21 protein-coding genes and 1 riboswitch are annotated in these 18,464 nt (G+C 65.8%); of the genes, 16 read left to right on the forward strand and 5 right to left on the reverse strand.

Annotated features, from left to right (window positions below):
- Positions 1-49 precede the first annotated feature (49 nt).
- Both I3J27_RS28695 and I3J27_RS28700 read left to right on the forward strand, forming a co-directional pair.
- Positions 50-469: a c-type cytochrome gene (locus tag I3J27_RS28695; RefSeq protein WP_270162236.1), complete on the forward strand. Its 420-nt coding sequence runs from the start codon at positions 50-52 to the stop codon at positions 467-469.
- A gap of 202 nt (positions 470-671) precedes the next feature.
- The gene (locus I3J27_RS28700; RefSeq protein WP_270162237.1) at positions 672-1,010 is read left to right on the forward strand and encodes a GIY-YIG nuclease family protein; all 339 of its coding nucleotides are present in this window, start codon (positions 672-674) and stop codon (positions 1,008-1,010) included.
- A gap of 106 nt (positions 1,011-1,116) precedes the next feature.
- Here I3J27_RS28700 and I3J27_RS28705 read toward each other — a convergent pair whose 3' ends face one another.
- The gene (locus I3J27_RS28705; protein ID WP_270162238.1) at positions 1,117-1,389 is read right to left on the reverse strand and encodes a hypothetical protein; all 273 of its coding nucleotides are present in this window, start codon (positions 1,387-1,389) and stop codon (positions 1,117-1,119) included.
- A complete protein-coding gene (locus I3J27_RS28710; protein ID WP_270162239.1) occupies positions 1,382-2,176 on the reverse strand; it encodes a DUF899 domain-containing protein in 795 nt (264 codons plus the stop codon). The genes I3J27_RS28705 and I3J27_RS28710 overlap by 8 nt, the downstream gene beginning before the upstream one ends.
- Positions 2,177-2,320: 144 nt before the next feature.
- Here I3J27_RS28710 and I3J27_RS28715 point away from each other — a divergent pair, with 144 nt between their 5' ends.
- From I3J27_RS28715 to I3J27_RS28745, 7 genes are all read left to right on the forward strand, one after another.
- Entirely contained in the window at positions 2,321-3,541 is a 1,221-nt protein-coding gene (locus I3J27_RS28715; protein ID WP_270162240.1) for a helix-turn-helix domain-containing protein, read from the forward strand.
- Positions 3,542-3,569: 28 nt separating this feature from the next.
- Positions 3,570-4,208 (forward strand): Vgb family protein, encoded by a 639-nt coding sequence (locus tag I3J27_RS28720; protein ID WP_270162241.1) that lies wholly within the window; start codon positions 3,570-3,572, stop codon positions 4,206-4,208.
- Between the two features lie 141 nt (positions 4,209-4,349).
- Positions 4,350-5,918, forward strand: coding sequence for a DUF4403 family protein (locus I3J27_RS28725; protein WP_270162242.1), 1,569 nt, complete (start codon positions 4,350-4,352; stop codon positions 5,916-5,918).
- A 139-nt stretch (positions 5,919-6,057) separates the two neighbouring features.
- Positions 6,058-7,155 carry an ABC transporter ATP-binding protein gene (locus I3J27_RS28730; RefSeq protein ID WP_270162243.1) on the forward strand — a complete coding sequence of 366 codons (1,098 nt, stop codon included), beginning with the start codon at positions 6,058-6,060 and terminating at the stop codon, positions 7,153-7,155.
- 48 nt (positions 7,156-7,203) lie between these two features.
- On the forward strand, positions 7,204-8,262 hold the full coding sequence (locus I3J27_RS28735; RefSeq protein ID WP_270162244.1) for an ABC transporter substrate-binding protein: 1,059 nt from the start codon (positions 7,204-7,206) through the stop codon (positions 8,260-8,262).
- A gap of 269 nt (positions 8,263-8,531) precedes the next feature.
- The gene (locus tag I3J27_RS28740; protein WP_270162245.1) at positions 8,532-9,794 is read left to right on the forward strand and encodes an ABC transporter permease; all 1,263 of its coding nucleotides are present in this window, start codon (positions 8,532-8,534) and stop codon (positions 9,792-9,794) included.
- Positions 9,791-10,621, forward strand: coding sequence for an ABC transporter permease (locus I3J27_RS28745; RefSeq protein WP_270162246.1), 831 nt, complete (start codon positions 9,791-9,793; stop codon positions 10,619-10,621). Before I3J27_RS28740 ends, I3J27_RS28745 begins: the two co-directional genes overlap by 4 nt.
- 78 nt (positions 10,622-10,699) lie before the next feature.
- Here I3J27_RS28745 and I3J27_RS28750 read toward each other — a convergent pair whose 3' ends face one another.
- The gene (locus tag I3J27_RS28750) at positions 10,700-11,227 is read right to left on the reverse strand and encodes a PRC-barrel domain-containing protein (RefSeq protein WP_270162247.1); all 528 of its coding nucleotides are present in this window, start codon (positions 11,225-11,227) and stop codon (positions 10,700-10,702) included.
- Positions 11,228-11,450: 223 nt separating this feature from the next.
- Entirely contained in the window at positions 11,451-12,002 is a 552-nt protein-coding gene (locus I3J27_RS28755) for a hypothetical protein (protein WP_270162248.1), read from the reverse strand.
- A gap of 180 nt (positions 12,003-12,182) precedes the next feature.
- Here I3J27_RS28755 and I3J27_RS28760 point away from each other — a divergent pair, with 180 nt between their 5' ends.
- A complete protein-coding gene (locus tag I3J27_RS28760; protein ID WP_270162249.1) occupies positions 12,183-12,938 on the forward strand; it encodes a response regulator in 756 nt (251 codons plus the stop codon).
- Positions 12,939-12,951: 13 nt separating this feature from the next.
- Positions 12,952-14,280 (forward strand): ATP-binding protein, encoded by a 1,329-nt coding sequence (locus tag I3J27_RS28765; protein ID WP_270162250.1) that lies wholly within the window; start codon positions 12,952-12,954, stop codon positions 14,278-14,280.
- A 63-nt stretch (positions 14,281-14,343) separates the two neighbouring features.
- Here the strand turns inward: I3J27_RS28765 and I3J27_RS28770 are convergent, their stop codons facing one another.
- Positions 14,344-14,559 carry a hypothetical protein gene (locus tag I3J27_RS28770; RefSeq protein WP_270162251.1) on the reverse strand — a complete coding sequence of 72 codons (216 nt, stop codon included), beginning with the start codon at positions 14,557-14,559 and terminating at the stop codon, positions 14,344-14,346.
- Positions 14,560-14,798: 239 nt separating this feature from the next.
- Between I3J27_RS28770 and I3J27_RS28775 the strand changes: the two genes are divergently transcribed.
- The 5 genes from I3J27_RS28775 (at position 14,799) to I3J27_RS28795 (ending at position 18,293) form a co-directional block, all read left to right on the forward strand.
- Positions 14,799-15,347 (forward strand): lytic transglycosylase domain-containing protein, encoded by a 549-nt coding sequence (locus I3J27_RS28775; RefSeq protein WP_270162252.1) that lies wholly within the window; start codon positions 14,799-14,801, stop codon positions 15,345-15,347.
- Between the two features lie 96 nt (positions 15,348-15,443).
- Positions 15,444-15,572, forward strand: a riboswitch (TPP riboswitch).
- The gene (locus tag I3J27_RS28780; RefSeq protein ID WP_270162253.1) at positions 15,560-16,570 is read left to right on the forward strand and encodes an FAD-dependent oxidoreductase; all 1,011 of its coding nucleotides are present in this window, start codon (positions 15,560-15,562) and stop codon (positions 16,568-16,570) included. It overlaps the preceding riboswitch by 13 nt.
- On the forward strand, positions 16,561-16,758 hold the full coding sequence (gene thiS / locus I3J27_RS28785; protein ID WP_270162254.1) for a sulfur carrier protein ThiS: 198 nt from the start codon (positions 16,561-16,563) through the stop codon (positions 16,756-16,758). The genes I3J27_RS28780 and thiS overlap by 10 nt, the downstream gene beginning before the upstream one ends.
- A gap of 157 nt (positions 16,759-16,915) precedes the next feature.
- A complete protein-coding gene (locus I3J27_RS28790; protein ID WP_270162255.1) occupies positions 16,916-17,698 on the forward strand; it encodes a thiazole synthase in 783 nt (260 codons plus the stop codon).
- Positions 17,685-18,293 (forward strand): thiamine phosphate synthase, encoded by a 609-nt coding sequence (locus I3J27_RS28795; protein WP_270162256.1) that lies wholly within the window; start codon positions 17,685-17,687, stop codon positions 18,291-18,293. Before I3J27_RS28790 ends, I3J27_RS28795 begins: the two co-directional genes overlap by 14 nt.
- Positions 18,294-18,464: the final 171 nt, after the last annotated feature.

Consider the following 18,464-nt stretch of genomic DNA (forward strand, 5'->3'; position numbering starts at 1 on the left):
AGCATCTCGACGCGCGCGTGTTGCGGCGCGATCCCCGATGGAGGCGCCGATGCAATCACGCCTGCAAACCTCGCCAAGCCCATGGCTGCGCACGATCGCAGCCGCCGGAGCATTGACGCTGCTCCTCTCCGCCTCCGCCTTGCTCGCACAGCAGCCGGCGGGCGATGAGGCGGGCCAGCAGGCCTTCAACAATTCCTGCCGCACCTGCCACTCCGTGAAGGAAGGCGACAACCGCCTCGGTCCCAACCTCAGCAAGATCGTCGGCCGCAAGGCCGGCGCACTGCCGAACTACAACTACTCCCAGTCGATGAAAGAGGCCGGCTTCGTCTGGGACCACGACAAGCTCACCCGCTTCATGGTCAAGCCGGACGAGGTCGTATCCGGCAACAAGATGCAGCCCTATGGCGGCGTCTCGGCGGAGGAGGCGGCCAAGGTGGCTGCTTATTTGCAGGCGGCAGGCGGGCAATAGGATCGCGGCGATGCCAGACATTTAGTGTCGGTGCTCGCGGCCATCCTTCGAGACGCCCGCCTCCGGCGGACCCTCAGGATGAGGACTGAGCTGGTGGCCTTGAGACGACGAACCATCGATCTTGCACCTATACGCAACTGCCGGTTAGCCTCATCTTGAGGAGCGCGCTCTTGCGCGCGTCTCGAAGGATGGGGCGGGCACGATGACAGACGGCGCGTGGCTCTACATTCTCAAATGCGCCGATGGCAGTTACTACATCGGCATAACGCGAACCGAGCTCGAAATCAGGATCGCGCAACACAACGCCGGCACGTTTGCTGGCTATACGAAGTCGCGCAGACCCGTAACGCTCGTCTTCTCGCAATGGTTCGATCGGATCACCGACGCGATTGAATGCGAACGCAAGCTCAAGAAATGGAGCCGCGCCAAGAAGGAAGCATTCATACGGGGAGATTTTGTCGAGCTCCATGAATTGGCGAAGCGCGGATCTCATCATCCTTCGAGACGCCCGCCTATGGCGGGCCCTCAGGATGAGGGTTGAATGCGGATCAGCAATTTCGCCGCGGGGCCGGTGCCGGTTAGCCTCATCCTGAGGAGCGCGCTCTTGCGCGCGTCTCGAAGGACGAGGCGTTCACACCGGCGGTCCCTTAGCCACGACCTCCCCGCCGCTCCGCAATCAACCGCAGCCACGCCGCCGAATGAAATGCGCTCATCAGGAGATACATCGGCACCATCCCGCCGAGCACAGATCCGCGCCCGGCGGCGCAGAGCATGTCCGCCGGGCCACCGATCACGGCCGTCAGCACGGCCATGATCGCAAAGGTCGGTGTGGCCGCCAAAGCCAGCCATCTGGCGAGGTGGCGCGCGGCCACCACGCCGTCGCGGCCGGCGCCGGCAGTTGCGCTGACGGGACTAGTCACGACCGTCCGCCGCCTCCTCGCGAAAAGCCTTCTCGCCGGCGTCCGAGATCTCCACCCATTTCTTGTCGGGGGCAGCGCCTTCCGTGTAGCTGTCGTGCCAGTTCCACCATTTGTAAGTCGGCGTCTGCGGATAGCCTTTTGGCGAATCTTCCCAGACCTCCTGCCGGCCGAGCGGGGTGATGTCGAGATAGTTCCAGGTACCGCCCATCTGCTCGTCGCCCCGGCTCTTGACGAAGTAAGTGCGGAAGATCCGGTCGCCGTCGCGGTAGAACACGTTGGTGCCGTGCCATTCGTCGACGCCGAAATCGGCATCAAAGCTGTCGGTGACGGTGACCCACGGCATGGTCCAGCCCATCCGCTTCTTCAGCCGCGCAATGTCCGCTTGCGGCGCGCGCGAGGCGAACACCAGCGTGGTGTCGCGGGCGTTGAGATGCGCGACATGGGCGACCTGGTCGGCCACCATCGAGCAGCCGCGGCAGGCATGATCGGGCCAGCCGAACACGCCGGGCTCGAAGAAGGCGCGATAGACGATCAACTGCCGCCGGCCCTGGAACAGATCAGTCAGACTGACCTTGCCGCCGGGGCCCTCGAACGCATAGGTTTTGGTGACTTCCATCCACGGCATGCGCCGGCGCTCGGCGGCCAGGGCATCGCGGGCACGGGTATGCGCCTTTTCCTTCACGAGCAGTTGCTGACGGGCCGCTTCCCAGTCCTGTGGCGACACCACCGGCGGTGCCTGCATGGCGGTTTGTCCGTTGGTCGCTGCTTTGTCTGCTGAAGTCATCATGGTTCTCCAAACTTCTTGTCCGGGCGACCATTCCGCGTCTCACAGATGCGGAACCGCTCGCCCCTCGCCGCATAGTGTCGGCCGTCAACGATTTCTGGCACCGGACGGTTGCGCGGTGGGAGTAACAAGTGTGGCGGGATTGTCATGGAGTCGCTGATCACGGCCGCGGCGCGTGCGCTAGAGGCCGGCGATCCGCTCGGCGCGCTGAACCGTGTCGCACTGCGCAACGATGCGCCATCGCTGGCGCTACGCGGCATCGCGATGGCGCAGCTCGGCGATCTCGCGAAAGCGAAGACGCTGCTGCGCAGCGCCGCACGCGCCTTCGGTCCGCGCGAAGCGGTGGCGCGCGCGAGATGCGTGGTGGCCGAAGCCGAGATCGCGCTGGTCTCACGCGACCTGGGCTGGCCGGCGAAAACGCTCGCGGCAGCGCGCGCGACGCTCGAAAAGCACGGCGATCTCGCCAATGCTGCCCATGCGGGGCACATCGAGGCGCGCCGTCTTCTCCTTCTCGGGCGGCTCGACGAGGCCGACCGCGCGCTGGCCGAGCTTGCCTCCGCCCCGCTCCCGCCCGCATCGCAAGTCGTCCGCGAGCTCATAGTCGCCGGCATCGCAATCAGGCGACTCAGAACGACAGACGCGCGCGCGGCGCTCGGCCGTGCGGCGCAGGCCGCCCGGCTGGCGAATATCCCGGCGCTCCTGGCCGAGGTCGACAGCGCAAATCTCGTGCTCGACACCCCCGCGGCGCGCCTGATCACGCGCGGCAGCGAGCACCCGCTGTTGCTCGGGGAGGTCGAAAGGCTCGCGACCTCGACGGCGCTCGTCGTCGACACCTTTCATCATGCGCTGCGCAGGCAAGGCCGCATCGTATCGCTCGGAACACGGCCGGTGCTGTTCGCGCTCGCCCGTCTGCTGGCGCAGGCCTGGCCCGCGGATGTCTCGCGGGAGGCTCTGATCGCCGGCGCGTTCCGGGCCAGGCACGCCGATGAATCGCATCGCGCGCGTTTGCGCGTCGAGATCGGGCGGCTCCGCGCCGAGCTGACGACGCTGGCCGAGATCAGCGCAACGAAGCAGGGCTTTGTGCTGTCGCCGCGAAAGACGCGCGACGTCCTCGTGCTGGCGCGGCCTGTCGAGGAAAAGCACGCCGATGTCCTCGCCTTCCTCTCCGATGGCGAACCCTGGTCGAGCTCGGCGCTCGCGCTCGCGCTTGGCATGAGCCCGCGCACGGTGCAGCGGGCGCTCGACGAGCTGGCGCGGTCGAACAAGGTGCAGTCGTTCGGACACGGCCGGGCGCGGCGCTGGATGACCCCGCCCGTGCCGGGTTTCCCGACAGGCTTGTTACTCCCCGGACCGCTCCTGAAGACGTAGGATGATCCGCGTCACAGGGAGCAAGCACATGAAACGTTCAGCCGCCGAGATCGTCAGGGAGTACGGACCATTTCCAGGCGTCGAAGCCGTGCATGGCGTCACCTATGACGGCACCCATGTCTGGTTCGCATCCGGCGACAGGCTGAACGCGGTCGATCCGGACAGCGGCAAGATCGCCCGCTCCATCGACGTCGCCGCGCATGCCGGAACGGCGTTCGACGGCCGGCACCTGTTCCAGATCGCCGAGGACCGCATCCAGAAGATCGACGCCGCGACCGGCAAGGTGCTCTCCACCATTCCGGCGCCCGGCGGCGGCGGTGACTCTGGATTGGCCTGGGCCGAGGGTTCGCTCTGGGTCGGTCAATATCGCGAGCGCAAGATCCATCAGGTCGATCCCGAAACGGGGAAGGTCCTCCGCACCATCGAAAGCAAGCGCTTCGTGACCGGGGTGACCTGGGTCGACGGCGAGCTCTGGCATGGCACCTGGGAAGGCGAGGACAGCGACATCAGGCGGATCGACCCGGAGACCGGCACGGTGCTCGAGCAGCTCGACCTGCCCGCAGGGACAATGGTTTCAGGCCTGGAGTCCGATGGCGGCGATCGCTTGTTCTGCGGCGGGGGAGATCGCGGCAATGTGAGAGCGGTCCGCCGTCCGCGGCGCGGCTAGCCCCGCGCCGACGGCCTGACGACGCGGCAACGGCGCGGTCACAGCCGTTAACCTGTTCGCCCCAATTCCACCCCACCGGTACGCTCTAGCACCCTCCTCGCCCGCCCTGTAAAATCCCCGCCGGGGCGGCTTGGGGGAGTGATGCGTCTGACGTTGAATTTCAAGACTATCCTGATCGCCGTGGTGGTGCTCGCGGCGTCGTTTTTCATCAGCCTGAAGGCGATGGACCTGCTGTCGCCGCGCGCCACGAATCCCGCGCCGCCGGTCGCGCAATTGCCGCCGCTGCCGCCGGTCGCGAAGAGCTCGATCGTGGTGGCGCCGGTCGCGATCGCGATCTCGGCGATCCGCGAGCAGGCCGAGAAGGCCGCGCCGCGCAATTTCGCCGGCAAGGCCGACAACCCGATCTCGCAGATCCTGGAGAACGCCGATATCGGCTGGAGCGCCGTGCGCGGGCCGATGGCGGCTGCCGGCGACAAGGACGTGCTGACGATCTCGACGCCGCTCAACGGCAAGCTGAACGTGACGGGCTCGCTGTCGTCGAAGGCGACCGGCGCGCTCGGCGATGCGCTCGGCAGCGTGCTCGGCGGTGACGCGGCGAAACGGATCGGCGCGGTCAACATCAAGAATTTGAATGCCAGCGCCGAGATCAAGGGCAACGTGCTCGTGACGTCGCGCCCGAAGCTCGCGGCCAACTGGCATCTGGAGCCCAATCTCGGCGCCCAGGTCAATCTCGGCGACACCAATCTTGCGGTCGCCGGCGCCAAGGTCAACGTGCCGGCGCAGGTCAAGCCGCTGATCGACAAGAATGTCGGCGAGCAGATCAACATCGTCTCCGAGCGCATCCGCAACGATCCGTCGCTGCGGGAGAATGCGAAGCTGCAATGGGCCAAGGCCTGCCGCTCGATCCCGCTGCAAGGCTCGGGCTCCTCGGGCGCACTGCCGCCGCTCTGGCTCGAGATGAAGCCGACCCGCGCCATCGCGGCGCAGCCGCGTGTCGACGCGCAGAACGTGACGCTGCTGCTCGGCCTCGAGCTCGAGACGCGCGTCACCTCGACGCAGTCCAAGCCGGACTGCCCGTTCCCCGACAAGATCTCGATCGTGCCGCCGACCGGCACCGGCGTGAACATCGGCGTGCCGATCGACGTGCCCTTCACCGAGATCAACAAGCTGATCGCGGCGCAGATGGTCGGCAAGACCTATCCCGAGGACGGCTCCGGCCCGGTCGACGTCACCGTGAAGAGCGTCAACGTGATCCCGTCGGGCGACCGGCTGCTGATCTCGCTGCTGGTGCGCGCCAAGGAAAAGAAGAGCTGGCTCGGCCTCGATGCCGAGGCGACCGTGCACATCTGGGGCCGGCCGATGCTCGACCAGGGGCAGCAGACGCTGCGGCTCGCCGACATCCAGCTTGCGGTGGAATCCGAGGCCGCCTTCGGCCTGCCCGGCGCGGCCGCTCGCGCAGTGGTGCCGCAGATGCAGCAGGCCTTGGTGCAGAAAGCGACGCTCGATCTGAAACCGATCGCCGCCAATGCGCGCGAGAAGATCGCGGCTGCCATCGCCGACTACCAGAAGAGCGAGGACGGCCTCAAGGTCGACGCGAAGATCGACAGCCTGACGCTGGCCGACATTGCCTTCGATTCCAAGACGCTGCGCATCGTCGCGGAAGCCGGCGGCTCGGTGAACGTGTCCGTGACGAAGCTGTCGGGGATGTAGCGCGCCTTCACTCTCCGGACCCTCGGGTCTTCGTCGCTTGCACCGCTTGCCCCCTCGCCGGAGGATGCTAAGCTGTTCCTCGCAACCTCGAACGAGGTGCCGACAGCACTGGTGCTGACAACGCGAGGACGACATCGGCATGGTCACGCCTGCGCCAACACTGGCGCGCTTTTCCGGCATCCAGAAGACCTACGATGGCGAGCACCTCGTGGTGAAGAACCTCGACCTCGACATCAGGAAGGGCGAGTTCATCACCCTGCTCGGCCCGTCGGGCTCGGGCAAGACGACCACGCTGATGATGCTGGCCGGCTTCGAGGTTCCAACCCATGGCGAGATCTATCTCGCGGAACGGCCGATCAAGAACGTGCCGCCCCATAAGCGCGACATCGGCATGGTGTTCCAGAACTATGCCTTGTTTCCGCACCTGACGATCGCGGAGAATATCGCCTTCCCGCTCTCCGTTCGCAAGACGAACAAGGCGGAAACGCAGGAGCGGGTCAAAGCGGCACTGCGCATGATCAAGATGGAAACGCTGGCACAGCGGCGACCCGGGCAGCTGTCCGGCGGCCAGCAGCAGCGCGTGGCGCTGGCTCGCGCGCTGGTTTTCAATCCGCAGCTCGTGCTGATGGACGAGCCGCTGGGCGCCCTCGACAAGCGCCTGCGGGAGCAGATGCAGCTGGAGATCAAGCAGCTGCACGAAACGATGGGCATCACCATCGTCTACGTCACCCACGACCAGAGCGAAGCGCTCACCATGTCGGACCGCATCGCCGTGTTCAACGACGGCATCGTGCAGCAGATCGACAGACCCGACGCGCTGTACGAGCAGCCGGTGAACAGCTTCGTCGCCCATTTCATCGGCGAGAACAATGTGCTGGCCGGTACCGTCGAGACGCTCGACAAGGACTATTGCCGCGTCGCGCTGGCTGGCGGCGGCGCCGTGACTGCACGGGCGGTCAATGTATCAGGCCCAGGCGCCGCCACCTCCCTGTCGGTGCGACCGGAACGGATCGCCATTGTCAGCGATGGCACCTCGAGCGACGGATCGAACCGGCTGCCGGCCAGGGTGCAGAACACCATCTATCTCGGCGACCACGCGCTGGCCGTGCTCGATGTCTGTGGGAATGCCGAGTTCATGGTCAAGCTTCAGCCGGGCACGCATCACAGTCTCACGCCCGGCGAAGACGCGTTCGTCACCTTCCGCCCCGAGGACTGCCTGGCCCTCGATCCCGCCTGATCCAGCGATCAACATCAACGCAACGCAGATGAAGAAGGAACAACGACCATGCTGAAGCGCAAGACCGGCAAGATTGCTCTGGGTTTCGCAGCAGTGCTCAGCGCCAGCGCGGCGCTGGCCACGGTCGCGCAGGCGCGTGACCTCACGGTCGTGTCGTGGGGCGGCGCGTATCAGGATGCCCAGAAGAAGGTCTATTTCGAGCCCTTCAAGAAGGCAGCCAACATTCCCATGAACGACGAGTCCTGGGACGGCGGCGTCGGCGTGTTGCGCGCCAAGGTGCAGGGTGGTGCCGCCACCTGGGACGTCGTCCAGGTCGAGAGCGACGAACTGGCGGTCGGCTGCGAGGAAGGCCTGTTCGAGAAGCTGGACTATTCCAAGATCGGCGGCGAGGCCGCCTATATCCCGCCATCGGTCAATCCCTGCGGCGTCGGCGCCATCCTTTACGACTTCGTACTCGGCTACGACAAGGACAAACTGAAGGACGCTCCGAAGGGCTGGGCCGATTTCTTCGACACCAAGAAGATTCCGGGCAAGCGCGGCTTGCGTCAGGGCCCGAAGACCACGCTGGAGATCGCCCTCATGGCCGACGGCGTCGCACCGAAGGACGTCTACAAGGTGCTGGCGACCGACGAGGGGATCGAGCGCGCGTTCAAGAAGCTGGACAGCATCAAGGGCGACATCGTCTGGTGGAAGGCCGGCGCCCAGCCGCCGCAATTGCTCGCCTCCGGCGAGGTGGCGATGACCTCGGTCTACAACGGCCGCATCGACACTGCGAACAAGAACGAGAAGAAGAATTTCGGCATGGTGTGGGACGGAGCGCTCTTCACCCTCGACAGCTGGGTCATCCTGAAGGGCAGCCCGAACAAGGACGCCGCCTACAAGTTCCTGGACTTCGTCGGCAAGGCGGAGAACCAGTCAAAACTGTCGGAAAACATTGCCTACGGCACCTCGAACAAGGACGCAGCCGCTCTGATCGCGCCCGCCGTTCTGAAGGATCTGCCAACGGCGCCTGACAACATCAAGAATGCGGTCGAGATCAACGTGGGCTTCTGGCTCGAGAACATCGACCGCCTCACCGAGCGCTTCAACAAATGGGCCGCGAAGTAGCGCGCGATCGAATGGGCGCTGAGGAAAAGGCGTGGCGGATAGCGCCCGCGGCGCATCCTTCGAGACGCCCGCCTGCGGCGGGCGCTCAGGACGAGGTCTGAATCTGTGGCAGCGACTCTACAGGCGCCGTTGTCGATCAGCCTCGTCCTGAGGAGACGGCGAAGCGGTCGTCTCGAAGGACGCGGCGCTTGCTCGGGCCGCTCCAAAAGGACACATGCGATTGACCTCCCAGAATTGGCGAGGGCAATCCGTCCAGAGGCGCTCATGCCATGACGGCAGCGTCCCCGACCGGCGCCGATGCGCCGACCGAAATGCCGCTCAAGCGCCGATTGAAGCGTGCAGAGCGGACACGTCAGGTCAGGGCATTGGCGCTGGTCGCGCCGCTTCTCGTCTTTCTGCTCTTCACCTTCGCCGGGCCGATCGCCGGCATGCTGTGGCGCGCGGTCGATGACCGCGAGGTGCGTCAGGTTCTGCCGCAAACCGTCGCTGCTCTCGCCAGTTGGGACGGCAAGGACCTGCCGGACGAGACGGCCTACGCGGCGCTGGCCAGCGACATCCTGGCGGCGCGCGCCGCCGGCACCATCGCCATCGCGGCCAAGCGGCTCAATTACGCGCTGAACGGTTTTCGCACCATCCTGACCAGCACCGCACGCAATCTGAAGACGGCGCCAGAGCCGGGCACCGCAAAGGAGACGCTGGGCAAGATCAACCCGGCCTGGCGCGAACGCACCACCTGGACGACGATCAAGGACGCCGGTGGCCCCGTGACCGGCTTCTACCTCCTGGCGGCGCTCGACCTGACCCGGAACGTGGACGGCGCGATCATCGCGGCACCACCGGATCAGGCCATCTACCGCGACATTTTCATCCGCACCTTCCTCATCAGTCTCGCTGTCACCGCGCTCTGCCTGATCCTTGGCTTCCCGGTCGCCTACCTGCTGGCGGCGCTGCCGCCGGGCCGGTCGAACCTCTTGATGATCTTCGTCCTGCTGCCGTTCTGGACATCGCTCCTGGTCCGCACCTGCGCCTGGATCGTGCTGTTGCAGAGCCAGGGCGTCGTGAACGACAGCCTGCACTGGCTTGGCATCATCGACGCGCCGCTGCGCCTGATCTACAACCGCTTCGGCGTCTGCGTGGCGATGACCCACGTTCTCCTGCCGTTCATGATCCTGCCGCTGTACAGCAGCATGAAGGCGATCTCGCCTGCCTACATGCGTGCCGCTGCCTCGCTGGGTGCGCCACCACTCACCGCCTTCCTGCGGATCTATCTGCCGCAAACCCTGCCCGGCATCGGCGCGGGAAGCCTGCTCGTCTTCATCCTGGCACTCGGCTACTACATCACGCCGGCCCTCGTCGGCGGCGCCGCCGACCAGATGATCAGCTACTTCATCGCACTCTACACGACCGAGACGGCGAACTGGGGCCTTGCTTCGGCATTGGGTGCGGTGCTGCTGCTGGCCACTGTTCTGCTTGCGCTCGTCTACGGCAAGCTGGTGCAGGGACAGCAGGTCACGGGAGGCATGAAGAATTGAGCGACAGCCCCTCCCTCCGCACCCCCAGCCAGCGCATCGCGTGGATCGCGACCATCGTCATCTCGACGCTCGTGTTCATTTTCTTGATCGCGCCGATCCTGGCGATCATGCCGCTGTCGCTCAGCTCGGGCTCGTACCTCACCTATCCGCTGCCGGGCCTCTCCTTGCGCTGGTACGATGACTTCATCAATTCGCCGCGCTGGATGAATTCGCTGAAGAACAGCATGATCATCGGCGTCGCCTCGACTATGCTGTCGATGGTGCTTGGTACGCTGGCTGCGCTGGGGCTGGCGCAGTGGAAGAGCCGGTTCAAGCCGCTCGTGCTGGCTTTCGTGCTGTCGCCAGTCGTCGTGCCCGGCGTCATCACCGCGGTGGGTCTGTATTTCTTCTTCGCGCCGATCGGACTGACCGGCAGTTATCTCGGCTTGATCCTGGCCCACACTGCGCTCGCGACGCCATTCGTGGTGATCACGGTCGGCGCGACGCTGCAAAGCTTCGACACCAATCTGGCGCGCGCTGCCGCCTCGCTCGGCGCCTCGCCGCTTGACGCGTTCCGCCGCGTGATCCTGCCGCTGATCCTGCCGGGCCTCGCCTCAGGCGCGCTGTTCGCCTTCGCGACCAGCTTCGATGAGGTGGTGATCGTGCTGTTCATGGCAGGTCCCGAACAACGAACCCTGCCGCGCGAAATGTTCAGCGGCATCCGCGAGAATATCAGCCCGACCATCACGGCAGCGGCCGTGATCCTGACGACGGTATCGGTCATCCTCCTCGCCACCCTGGAAGGCCTGCGACGGCGCAACGAACGGCTCAAGGGCAGCGAAGGCTGACGACGAAAACGAAAAAGGCACGACAGCGCGCCCGGTGAGAACCGGGCGCGCCTCGTTTAGATGGTCACACGAGCCGCATTACTCCGAATACTTGAACTCCGGCATGTTCTTCAGCTCGTCCTTGCTCGCATTGAACACGGCGTGATCCGGATACCATTTCGACCCTGACGGGGCGGCCGTCGCGGTCTTGTCCGTACCGGTCGCAGCGCCGGTCGTCGTGGATGCCGCAGGCTTGGCGCCCGGGTTCGTGCCGGCGCCGGTGTAGGCCACGGCCTCGTTGACGAACTTCAGCTTCTCGTAGGGCACGGCGACCAGATGCTCGCCCATGCCGAGGAAGCCGCCGACGCCGATCACGGCGATCTTGATGTTGCCGCTCTTGTCCATCAGCAGGTCGTTGACCGAGCCGATGTTCTCGTTGGCCTCGTTGTAGACCTTCAGACCCGACATCTTCGAGGCACGCCAATCGCCGGAAGCGGTCGTGGTCGTCGCGGTGGCGGCGGCCGCGGTCGGCGCCTTGTCGGTGGTGGCGGTCGGCGATTGCGCGAACGCAACGGTCGCAATCAGTGCGGTGCCGGCGAGGCCGGCGGCGATCGATTTGATCAACATCTTGTCCTCTCCTTCAGCAGAAAACTCGTGTGGAGAGAACAGCGCCGATCACGTGCAGTTCCTGTGATGCGGCAATTTCGTCGCGCAATAATGGCGCTGCATTGCGATGAGAGTTCCTCGCTCGCGCGGAAACGTGCGGGACGCACAGTTCCCCGCCGACGATCATGCGCCCTGGGTGAAGCACGATCGCGGCGAGGAACGTGCCGGCCTGCGTCGCTTCAGGTCAGCTCTTGTAGTCGATCAGAAGTGCCGAGAAGTCCGAGCTGCTGGACGAGCTGCCGTTGGCGCCATAAGACGACGCCGAGGATTGCGACTGCTGAAGCGCCTGGAGGAACTGCTGGAGGATCTCCGCCGTCGTCTGATCGCTCGACGTGCTGCTGGTCGAGTTCGTGGTCGACGACGAATCCGAGCTGTCATCCGGCGGCGGGCCGGGCGGCGGTCCGCCCGCGCCGCCGGGACCGCTGGCGAAGGCGGACTGAAACACGTTCTTCAACTCCTCGGCCTGGTCCGAGGTCAGCGTCCCGTTCGACACCTCGTCGGAAATGAGGTCGTCGATCTTCGACTGCATCTCGTCCTTGGAGGGACGCGTGCCGCTCGACTGGTCGCTGGACCGGCCCGACTGCAAGGCCGTGTCGATGTCGGTGAGCGCCGTCGAGAGCGCCGACTGGTCCGACGACGAGATGGTGCCGGCGGAAACTTCCGATTGCAGTTCCTGCTGAAGCCGCTGCAAGGGCGACTGGTAGTTGCCGGCGGAAGCCGCCGAAATCGAGGTCATGATGGCTCCGTGGTTCTTGCGGGGTTTCTTGTGTGACGCCGCCACGGTATGGTTAACGGCCTTAACGAGACCTTGCTGCTTCCCTGCCCAGGTGTTGCCCTGTGTTGCGCCCAGGCGGACGGAAACAATCTGAAACAAAAATCTTCGCCATTTGGCCCGAATCTTGGACAAACAAAGCTCATGGCCATTCCCAATCCCAACATCCTGGTCGTCGAGGACGACCGCGAAACCCGGACGTTGATTGCGAAGTATCTCCGCAACAACGCCTGCAACGTCACCGCCGTGAGCGATGGCCGCGAGATGTCGCGCGCCATGGCCGATCACAGGGTCGACCTCATCATCCTCGACGTCATGCTGCCCGGCGAGGACGGCTTGAGCCTCTGCCGCAAGGTGCGCTCGGAGGCGCAGACGCCGATCATCATGCTGACCGCGCGCGGCGAGGACGTCGACCGCATCGTCGGCCTCGAGATGGGCGCGGACGACTATCTGCCGAAGCCCTTCAACCCGCGCGAGCTGCTCGCGCGCATCAACGCGGTGCTGCGCCGCCAGGCGGCCGCGCAGGCCGCGAGCTCGATCGAGGGTGCCTCCACGCTCACCTTCGAAGGCTGGCGCATCGACCTGCGCCTGCGCGAGCTGCGCAATCCCGAAGGCGCGCGGGTCGCGGTGACCAGCGCCGAGTTCGATCTGCTTCGCACGTTCTGCGAGCGCCCCGGTCGCGTGCTGTCGCGCGACAGCCTGCTCGACCTCACGCAGGGGCGCAACACCGGCTCGTTCGAGCGCTCCATCGACGTTCTGGTCAGCCGCATCCGCCGCAAGATCGAGCCCAATCCCGCCGATCCCACCATCATCAAGACGGTGCGCTCCGGCGGTTATCTGTTCACGCCGAGGACTGAAGCAGCGAGCAACGAAGCGATCGCGGCGACCCTGGGCGCCTAGTGGAGCGGCCGTCATGACGCCGTTCCGCTTCTTCCACCTCAAAAGCATCGGCGGACAGATCGCAGCCCTGGTGGTGGCCTCGATCGTCGCGCTGCATCTGATCCTCACCGTCAGCTTCCTGATCAGCCGGCCGGACCGCGCCGAGCCGCCGCCCGACAGCGCGCATCAGCTCGCGGATGCCGCCCTGCTGCTGAGCGGTGCCGACGCAAGCGCGCGTCCGCGCCTCCTCGGCGATATCACGCGGGCGTTTCCGAAGGCCGGGATCGAGCTGCTCGCGCCGGGGACCGCCGCCGTCACCGAGGACGGAGACAGCCCGCATCTGCGCAGCGTGCGCCGGCATCTCGGCCATCAGTACAAGATACTCGCGCTGGCGCCGGACGGCGGCGTGCACCGGGTCGCGGTCGAGCTCCCCGATGGCAGCATGATCGCCGGCCGCGTCGAGCAGGGCCAGCATCCGCCGCGGTTCTGGGGCGGCCCCTGGATGATGACGCTGCTGTTCGCGCTGATCAGCGTCACCATGCTGGGCCTGTGGGCAGCCTATGCGCTGGCCGCGCCGCTGTCCTCCTTCGCCAAGGCGGCCGAGAATTTCAGTCTCGACGTCGCCGGCGAGCCGTTGCCCGAGCGCGGCCCGGAAGAGATCCGCTCGGTCGCGCGCGCGCTCAACCGCATGCACGAGCGGATCGCGCGGCTGATGTCGGACCGCACCAAGATGCTGGCGGCGATCAGCCACGATCTGCGCACGCCGATCACGCGGCTGCGGCTGCGCGCCGAGTTCATCGAGGACGAGGGCAACCGCAAGCGCATGCTGATCGATCTCGACCAGATGCGCTCGATGCTGGAAAGCGTGCTGTCGCTGCTGCGCAACGACCGCAGGATCGAGGCGGTGACCTTGGTCGACATCGCCAGCACGCTCCAGCTGATCGCCGACCAGTTCGGCGACATGGGCCATGTCGTGCATTATGACGGCCCGCTATCTGCAACCGCCGCCGGGCGGCCCGACGATCTGCATCGCGGCATCACCAACCTCGTCGAGAACGCGGTGCGCTTCGGCGCCGAGGTGACGATCCGCCTCGATGTCGCCGGCACGAAACTCGTCATCGACGTCGAGGATGACGGCCCCGGCATCTCGGATGCGCGCAAGCAGGAGATGCTGGAGCCGTTCGTGCGCGGCGACGATGCGCGCACGATGGACGATTCCACCGGCTTCGGCCTCGGCCTGTCGATCGCACGCGCGATCGCCCTCGCCCATGGCGGCGAGCTGTCGCTGCACGACCGCGAGCCGCACGGGCTGATCGTGCGGATGCAATTGCCGGTGTGGCAGCAGCCGCGGCTGGCGGCTTAGGGCATGATCCGGAAAAGTGTGAAGCGGTTTTCCGAAAAGATCATGCCCTCTTGAGAAGACGCTTCAGGCCGCGAGCGGCGGATGCGCGATGATGTCGTGATCGAAGATCGCGACCGCCTCGAAGCGATAATTGCAGGCGTGGCACGTCCAGAGATAGGAGACGCGCCCCTCGCCCGGCTCGATCCAGTCGGGTTTTGGGATCGGCGTGCCGCACTGGGCACAGGGATTCTGTCTGGGGGTGTCGCCGAAATGTAGCTTGGCCATGTCCGTTTTTGTCATGGCACCTCTCCCGATTTGCAGCGCCTTCTTACTCGCTTTCGCAAGTCCACGCGAATAGACAACCTTGCTGTCGCGAGCGGGCGTGTGGGCTCGGGAGACCACTAAGCCAGCATTGAGTCGCAATGACGGCTCGGCGCCGCAAAATCGTCCGCGGCGGCGTTTGGTCACATCATCGCCGCGTTCGCGAGGCCTAACGGACGCCGGGCGCAGGTCACTTACTGGACCTCAGGGAATATCTGATGAAAATTTTACGCGTTGCCGCGCTGCTCACGGCCGGACTGATGTTGCCGCAGGCCGCATTCGCCGGCGAAGCCGAATATGCCGAGATGGTCGCGATGCATGCGCGCGCCAACGGCGTGCCGGAAGCGCTGGTGCATCGCGTCATCATGCGCGAGAGCCGCTACCAGCCCGGTCTCGTCGGCCATGGCGGCACCATCGGCCTGATGCAGATCAAGCTCGCGACCGCCCGTGGGGTCGGCTACACCGGCGATGCCGCAGGCCTGCGCGATCCCAACACCAATCTCACCTATGCGGTGAAATACCTCGCCGGCGCCTATCGCGCCGCCAACGGCGACCACACCCGAGCCGTGCGTTATTTCGCGGGCGGCTATTACTACGTTGCAAAGCGGCAGCGCCAGGAGACGGTGCAGCTCGCCAATATGGGCGACACCAATATGGGCGCCCCCTGGCTCGAGCCGAACGGCAACCCGCAGCCCATGTTCGGCACTGTGCCGCACAGGAAGCTGGCCCAGCGCGTCCGCAATGCGCGGGCGCAGGCCTTGAAGTAGCCTCTCATGTCCCGGGCGCACGGCGCCGCGTCCGGGCACGAACAGTGGGGTTCCCGGCAACATGCGTTGACACGGCCTCCCACTGGCATACATTAGAGCCGTTCCGAGGGGTGCTCCGAGGAGGAGCTGAGATACCGCTAAATGGGCAAATCCGCCCAGGACCGCGGTGACCCTTTGAACCTGATCCGGGTCATGCCGGCGAAGGGACAGGGATGTTGCAGACGACCAAGCGACCGGATTCACCGGTATCCATCATCGGCGCAGGCATTGCAGGCGCCTGGCAGGCGCTATTGTTCGCGCAGGCCGGCCACGCCGTGACCTTACACGAGCGCGGTGACGCCGCCATGACCGACTCCACCAGCCATTGGGCCGGCGGCATGCTCGCGCCCTGGTGCGAGGCGGAGGTCGCCGAACCCATCATCTCCAGGCTCGGCCAGCGCTCCCTCGACATCTGGCGGCGCGAGCTGCCCGATACCCCCTTCAACGGCTCGCTGGTCGTCGCCCATCCGCGCGAGCGCAACGATTTCGAGCGCTTCGCCCGGATGACCGAAGGCCACCGCCGGCTCGATGCCGCAGCTCTCGCCGAGCTCGAGCCGTCGCTGGAGGGCCGCTTCCGCGACGCGCTGTTCTTCCCGACCGAAGGCCATGTCGAGCCGCGCCGCGTGCTGCCGAAGCTGCACGAGCGCATCAAAGCCGCCGGCGGCACCATCAAGTTCTCCAGCGACGTCACGGCTGCCGATCTCGACGGCATCGTAATCGACTGTCGCGGCTTGTCCGCGCGCGACGAGCAGAGCGAGCTTCGCGGCGTCAAGGGCGAGATGATCCTGATCGAGACCTCCGAGGTGCAGCTTTCGCGCCCGGTGCGGCTGATCCATCCGCGCTGGCCGCTCTACGTGATCCCGCGCGAGGGCAATCTGTTCATGCTGGGCGCGACCTCGATCGAGGCCGAGGACACCGGCGTCAGCGTGCGCTCGGCGCTGGAGCTGCTGGGTGCGGCCTACGCCGTGCATCCGGCCTTCGGCGAAGCGCGCATCGTCGAATTCGGCTCGGGGCTTCGTCCCGCCTTCCCCGACAATCTGCCGCGCATCGGCATTCGCGGCGGCCAGATCAGCGTCAACGGGCTCTACCGCCACGGCTTCCTGATCGCGCCGGCACTCGCCGAGCTGACGCTCAGCTTTGTCCAGCGCGGCCAGATCGACAACGAGGTGATGCAATGCTTGTGACCGTGAACGGCGAGCAGCGCGAGGTGAATTCCGCGAGCGTCGATGCGCTGCTCAGCGAGCTCGACTACGAGGGCACGCATTTCGCGATTGCGCTCAACTACGACGTCGTGCCGAAGAGCCGCTGGGCCGAGACGAACCTCAAGGCCGGCGACGAGATCGAGATCATCACGCCGCGGCAGGGAGGGTGATGGAGATGATACGCCCGCCGCACACTCCGCTGTCATCGCCCGGCTTGACCGGGCGATCCAGTACGCCGCGGCTTCACGTTTCCAGCCGCGCCGCCGCGGCGTACTGGATCCCCGCTTTCGCGGGGATGACACTGTCATTCAAGGAGACACCTTCGCCATGGTGACCTTCTACGGCCAGACCTTCGCCTCGCGCCTCCTCATCGGCAGCGCGCTCTATCCTTCGCCTGCGATCATGCAGTCGGCGATCCGCGCCTCCGGCTCGAACATCGTCACGGTGTCGCTGCGCCGCGAATCCGCCGGCGGTAAGTCGGGCGATGCATTCTGGAAGCTGATCCGCGAGCTCGACGTCACCGTGCTGCCGAACACCGCCGGCTGCCGCAGCGTGCGCGAAGCCGTGACCACCGCAAAACTCGCGCGCGAATTGTTCGGCACGAACTGGATCAAGCTGGAAGTCATCGCCGACAACGACACGCTGCAGCCTGACGTCGTCGGCCTGGTCGAGGCCGCCGCCATCCTGATCAAGGACGGCTTTGAAGTGTTCCCCTATTGCACCGAGGACCTCTCGGTCGCGAACCGGCTGGTCGATGCCGGCTGCAAGGTGGTGATGCCGTGGGCGGCTCCGATCGGCAGCGCGAAGGGCATCACCAACCGTGACGCGCTCAAGCTGCTGCGCGAGCGGCTGCCCGACATCACGCTGGTGGTCGACGCCGGCCTAGGGGCGCCCTCGCACGCGGCACACGCGCTCGAGCTCGGCTACGACGCCGTGCTGCTCAACACTGCGATCGCCAAGGCCGCCGATCCCGTCGCGATGGCGAACGCCTTCCGTCTCGGCGTCGAGGCCGGCCGCACCGCTTACGAAGCCGGGCTGATGAACGCCCGCGACTTCGCCTCCCCTTCCACCCCTGTCGTTGGGACCCCGTTCTGGCATGCCGTATCCTGATCGCTTCTATCCCGTCGTCGACAGCCTTGCGTGGGTCGAACGCCTGACCAAGCTCGGCGTCGGCACCATCCAGCTGCGCGCGAAAGATCTCGATGACTCGCAAGCGCTCCAGATCGTCACCGACGCGCTGGCGATCACCGCGGGCACGCAGGCCAAGCTGGTCGTGAACGACTATTGGCGCGCCGCGGTCGTCGCCGGCGCGAAGTACCTGCATCTCGGCCAGGAAGACCTCGCGGACGCGGACCTCAACGCCATCCGCGAAGCGGGCCTTCTCCTCGGCATCTCCACCCACGACGACGCCGAGCTTGCGACCGCGCTCGACGCCAGGCCCGACTATGTCGCGCTCGGCCCGATCTTCTTCACCACGCTCAAATCGATGCGCTTCGAGCCGCAGGGCATTCCAAAGATCACGGAATGGAAGAAGCGCATCGGCGATATCCCGCTGGTCGCGATCGGCGGCATCAAGTTCGAGCACGCCGCGGAGATCTTTGCCGCGGGCGCGGATTCGATCGCCGTGGTGTCCGACGTGACGCAAAACGACGACCCCGATGCGCGGGTACGGCAATGGCTCGGCCAATCGGCGGAGGCTGCGTGATGCGCGCGCTCTCTCCACGCACTCCGCCGTCATCGCCCGGCTTGACCGGGCGATCCAGTACGCCGCGGCCTCTCCGTATCCCACTACAGTCTCTGGAATACTGGATCCCCGCTTTCGCGGGGATGACAGCTGCAATCGACGCTCGCGCAGCGAATCTAACGAATTAAAGGA

The organism is Bradyrhizobium xenonodulans (assembly GCF_027594865.1).
Classification (GTDB): domain Bacteria; phylum Pseudomonadota; class Alphaproteobacteria; order Rhizobiales; family Xanthobacteraceae; genus Bradyrhizobium; species Bradyrhizobium xenonodulans.

Coding starts and splice junctions, on each gene's coding strand:
- I3J27_RS28695 (WP_270162236.1), top strand. CDS start 50: ATGCAATCACGCCTGCAAACCTCGCCAAGCCCATGGCTGCGCACGATC.
- I3J27_RS28700 (WP_270162237.1), top strand. CDS start 672: ATGACAGACGGCGCGTGGCTCTACATTCTCAAATGCGCCGATGGCAGT.
- I3J27_RS28710 (WP_270162239.1), bottom strand. CDS start 2,176: ATGATGACTTCAGCAGACAAAGCAGCGACCAACGGACAAACCGCCATG.
- I3J27_RS28715 (WP_270162240.1), top strand. CDS start 2,321: ATGGAGTCGCTGATCACGGCCGCGGCGCGTGCGCTAGAGGCCGGCGAT.
- I3J27_RS28720 (WP_270162241.1), top strand. CDS start 3,570: ATGAAACGTTCAGCCGCCGAGATCGTCAGGGAGTACGGACCATTTCCA.
- I3J27_RS28725 (WP_270162242.1), top strand. CDS start 4,350: ATGCGTCTGACGTTGAATTTCAAGACTATCCTGATCGCCGTGGTGGTG.
- I3J27_RS28730 (WP_270162243.1), top strand. CDS start 6,058: ATGGTCACGCCTGCGCCAACACTGGCGCGCTTTTCCGGCATCCAGAAG.
- I3J27_RS28735 (WP_270162244.1), top strand. CDS start 7,204: ATGCTGAAGCGCAAGACCGGCAAGATTGCTCTGGGTTTCGCAGCAGTG.
- I3J27_RS28740 (WP_270162245.1), top strand. CDS start 8,532: ATGACGGCAGCGTCCCCGACCGGCGCCGATGCGCCGACCGAAATGCCG.
- I3J27_RS28750 (WP_270162247.1), bottom strand. CDS start 11,227: ATGTTGATCAAATCGATCGCCGCCGGCCTCGCCGGCACCGCACTGATT.
- I3J27_RS28755 (WP_270162248.1), bottom strand. CDS start 12,002: ATGACCTCGATTTCGGCGGCTTCCGCCGGCAACTACCAGTCGCCCTTG.
- I3J27_RS28760 (WP_270162249.1), top strand. CDS start 12,183: ATGGCCATTCCCAATCCCAACATCCTGGTCGTCGAGGACGACCGCGAA.
- I3J27_RS28765 (WP_270162250.1), top strand. CDS start 12,952: ATGACGCCGTTCCGCTTCTTCCACCTCAAAAGCATCGGCGGACAGATC.
- I3J27_RS28770 (WP_270162251.1), bottom strand. CDS start 14,559: ATGACAAAAACGGACATGGCCAAGCTACATTTCGGCGACACCCCCAGA.
- I3J27_RS28775 (WP_270162252.1), top strand. CDS start 14,799: ATGAAAATTTTACGCGTTGCCGCGCTGCTCACGGCCGGACTGATGTTG.
- I3J27_RS28780 (WP_270162253.1), top strand. CDS start 15,560: ATGTTGCAGACGACCAAGCGACCGGATTCACCGGTATCCATCATCGGC.
- thiS (WP_270162254.1), top strand. CDS start 16,561: ATGCTTGTGACCGTGAACGGCGAGCAGCGCGAGGTGAATTCCGCGAGC.
- I3J27_RS28790 (WP_270162255.1), top strand. CDS start 16,916: ATGGTGACCTTCTACGGCCAGACCTTCGCCTCGCGCCTCCTCATCGGC.
- I3J27_RS28795 (WP_270162256.1), top strand. CDS start 17,685: ATGCCGTATCCTGATCGCTTCTATCCCGTCGTCGACAGCCTTGCGTGG.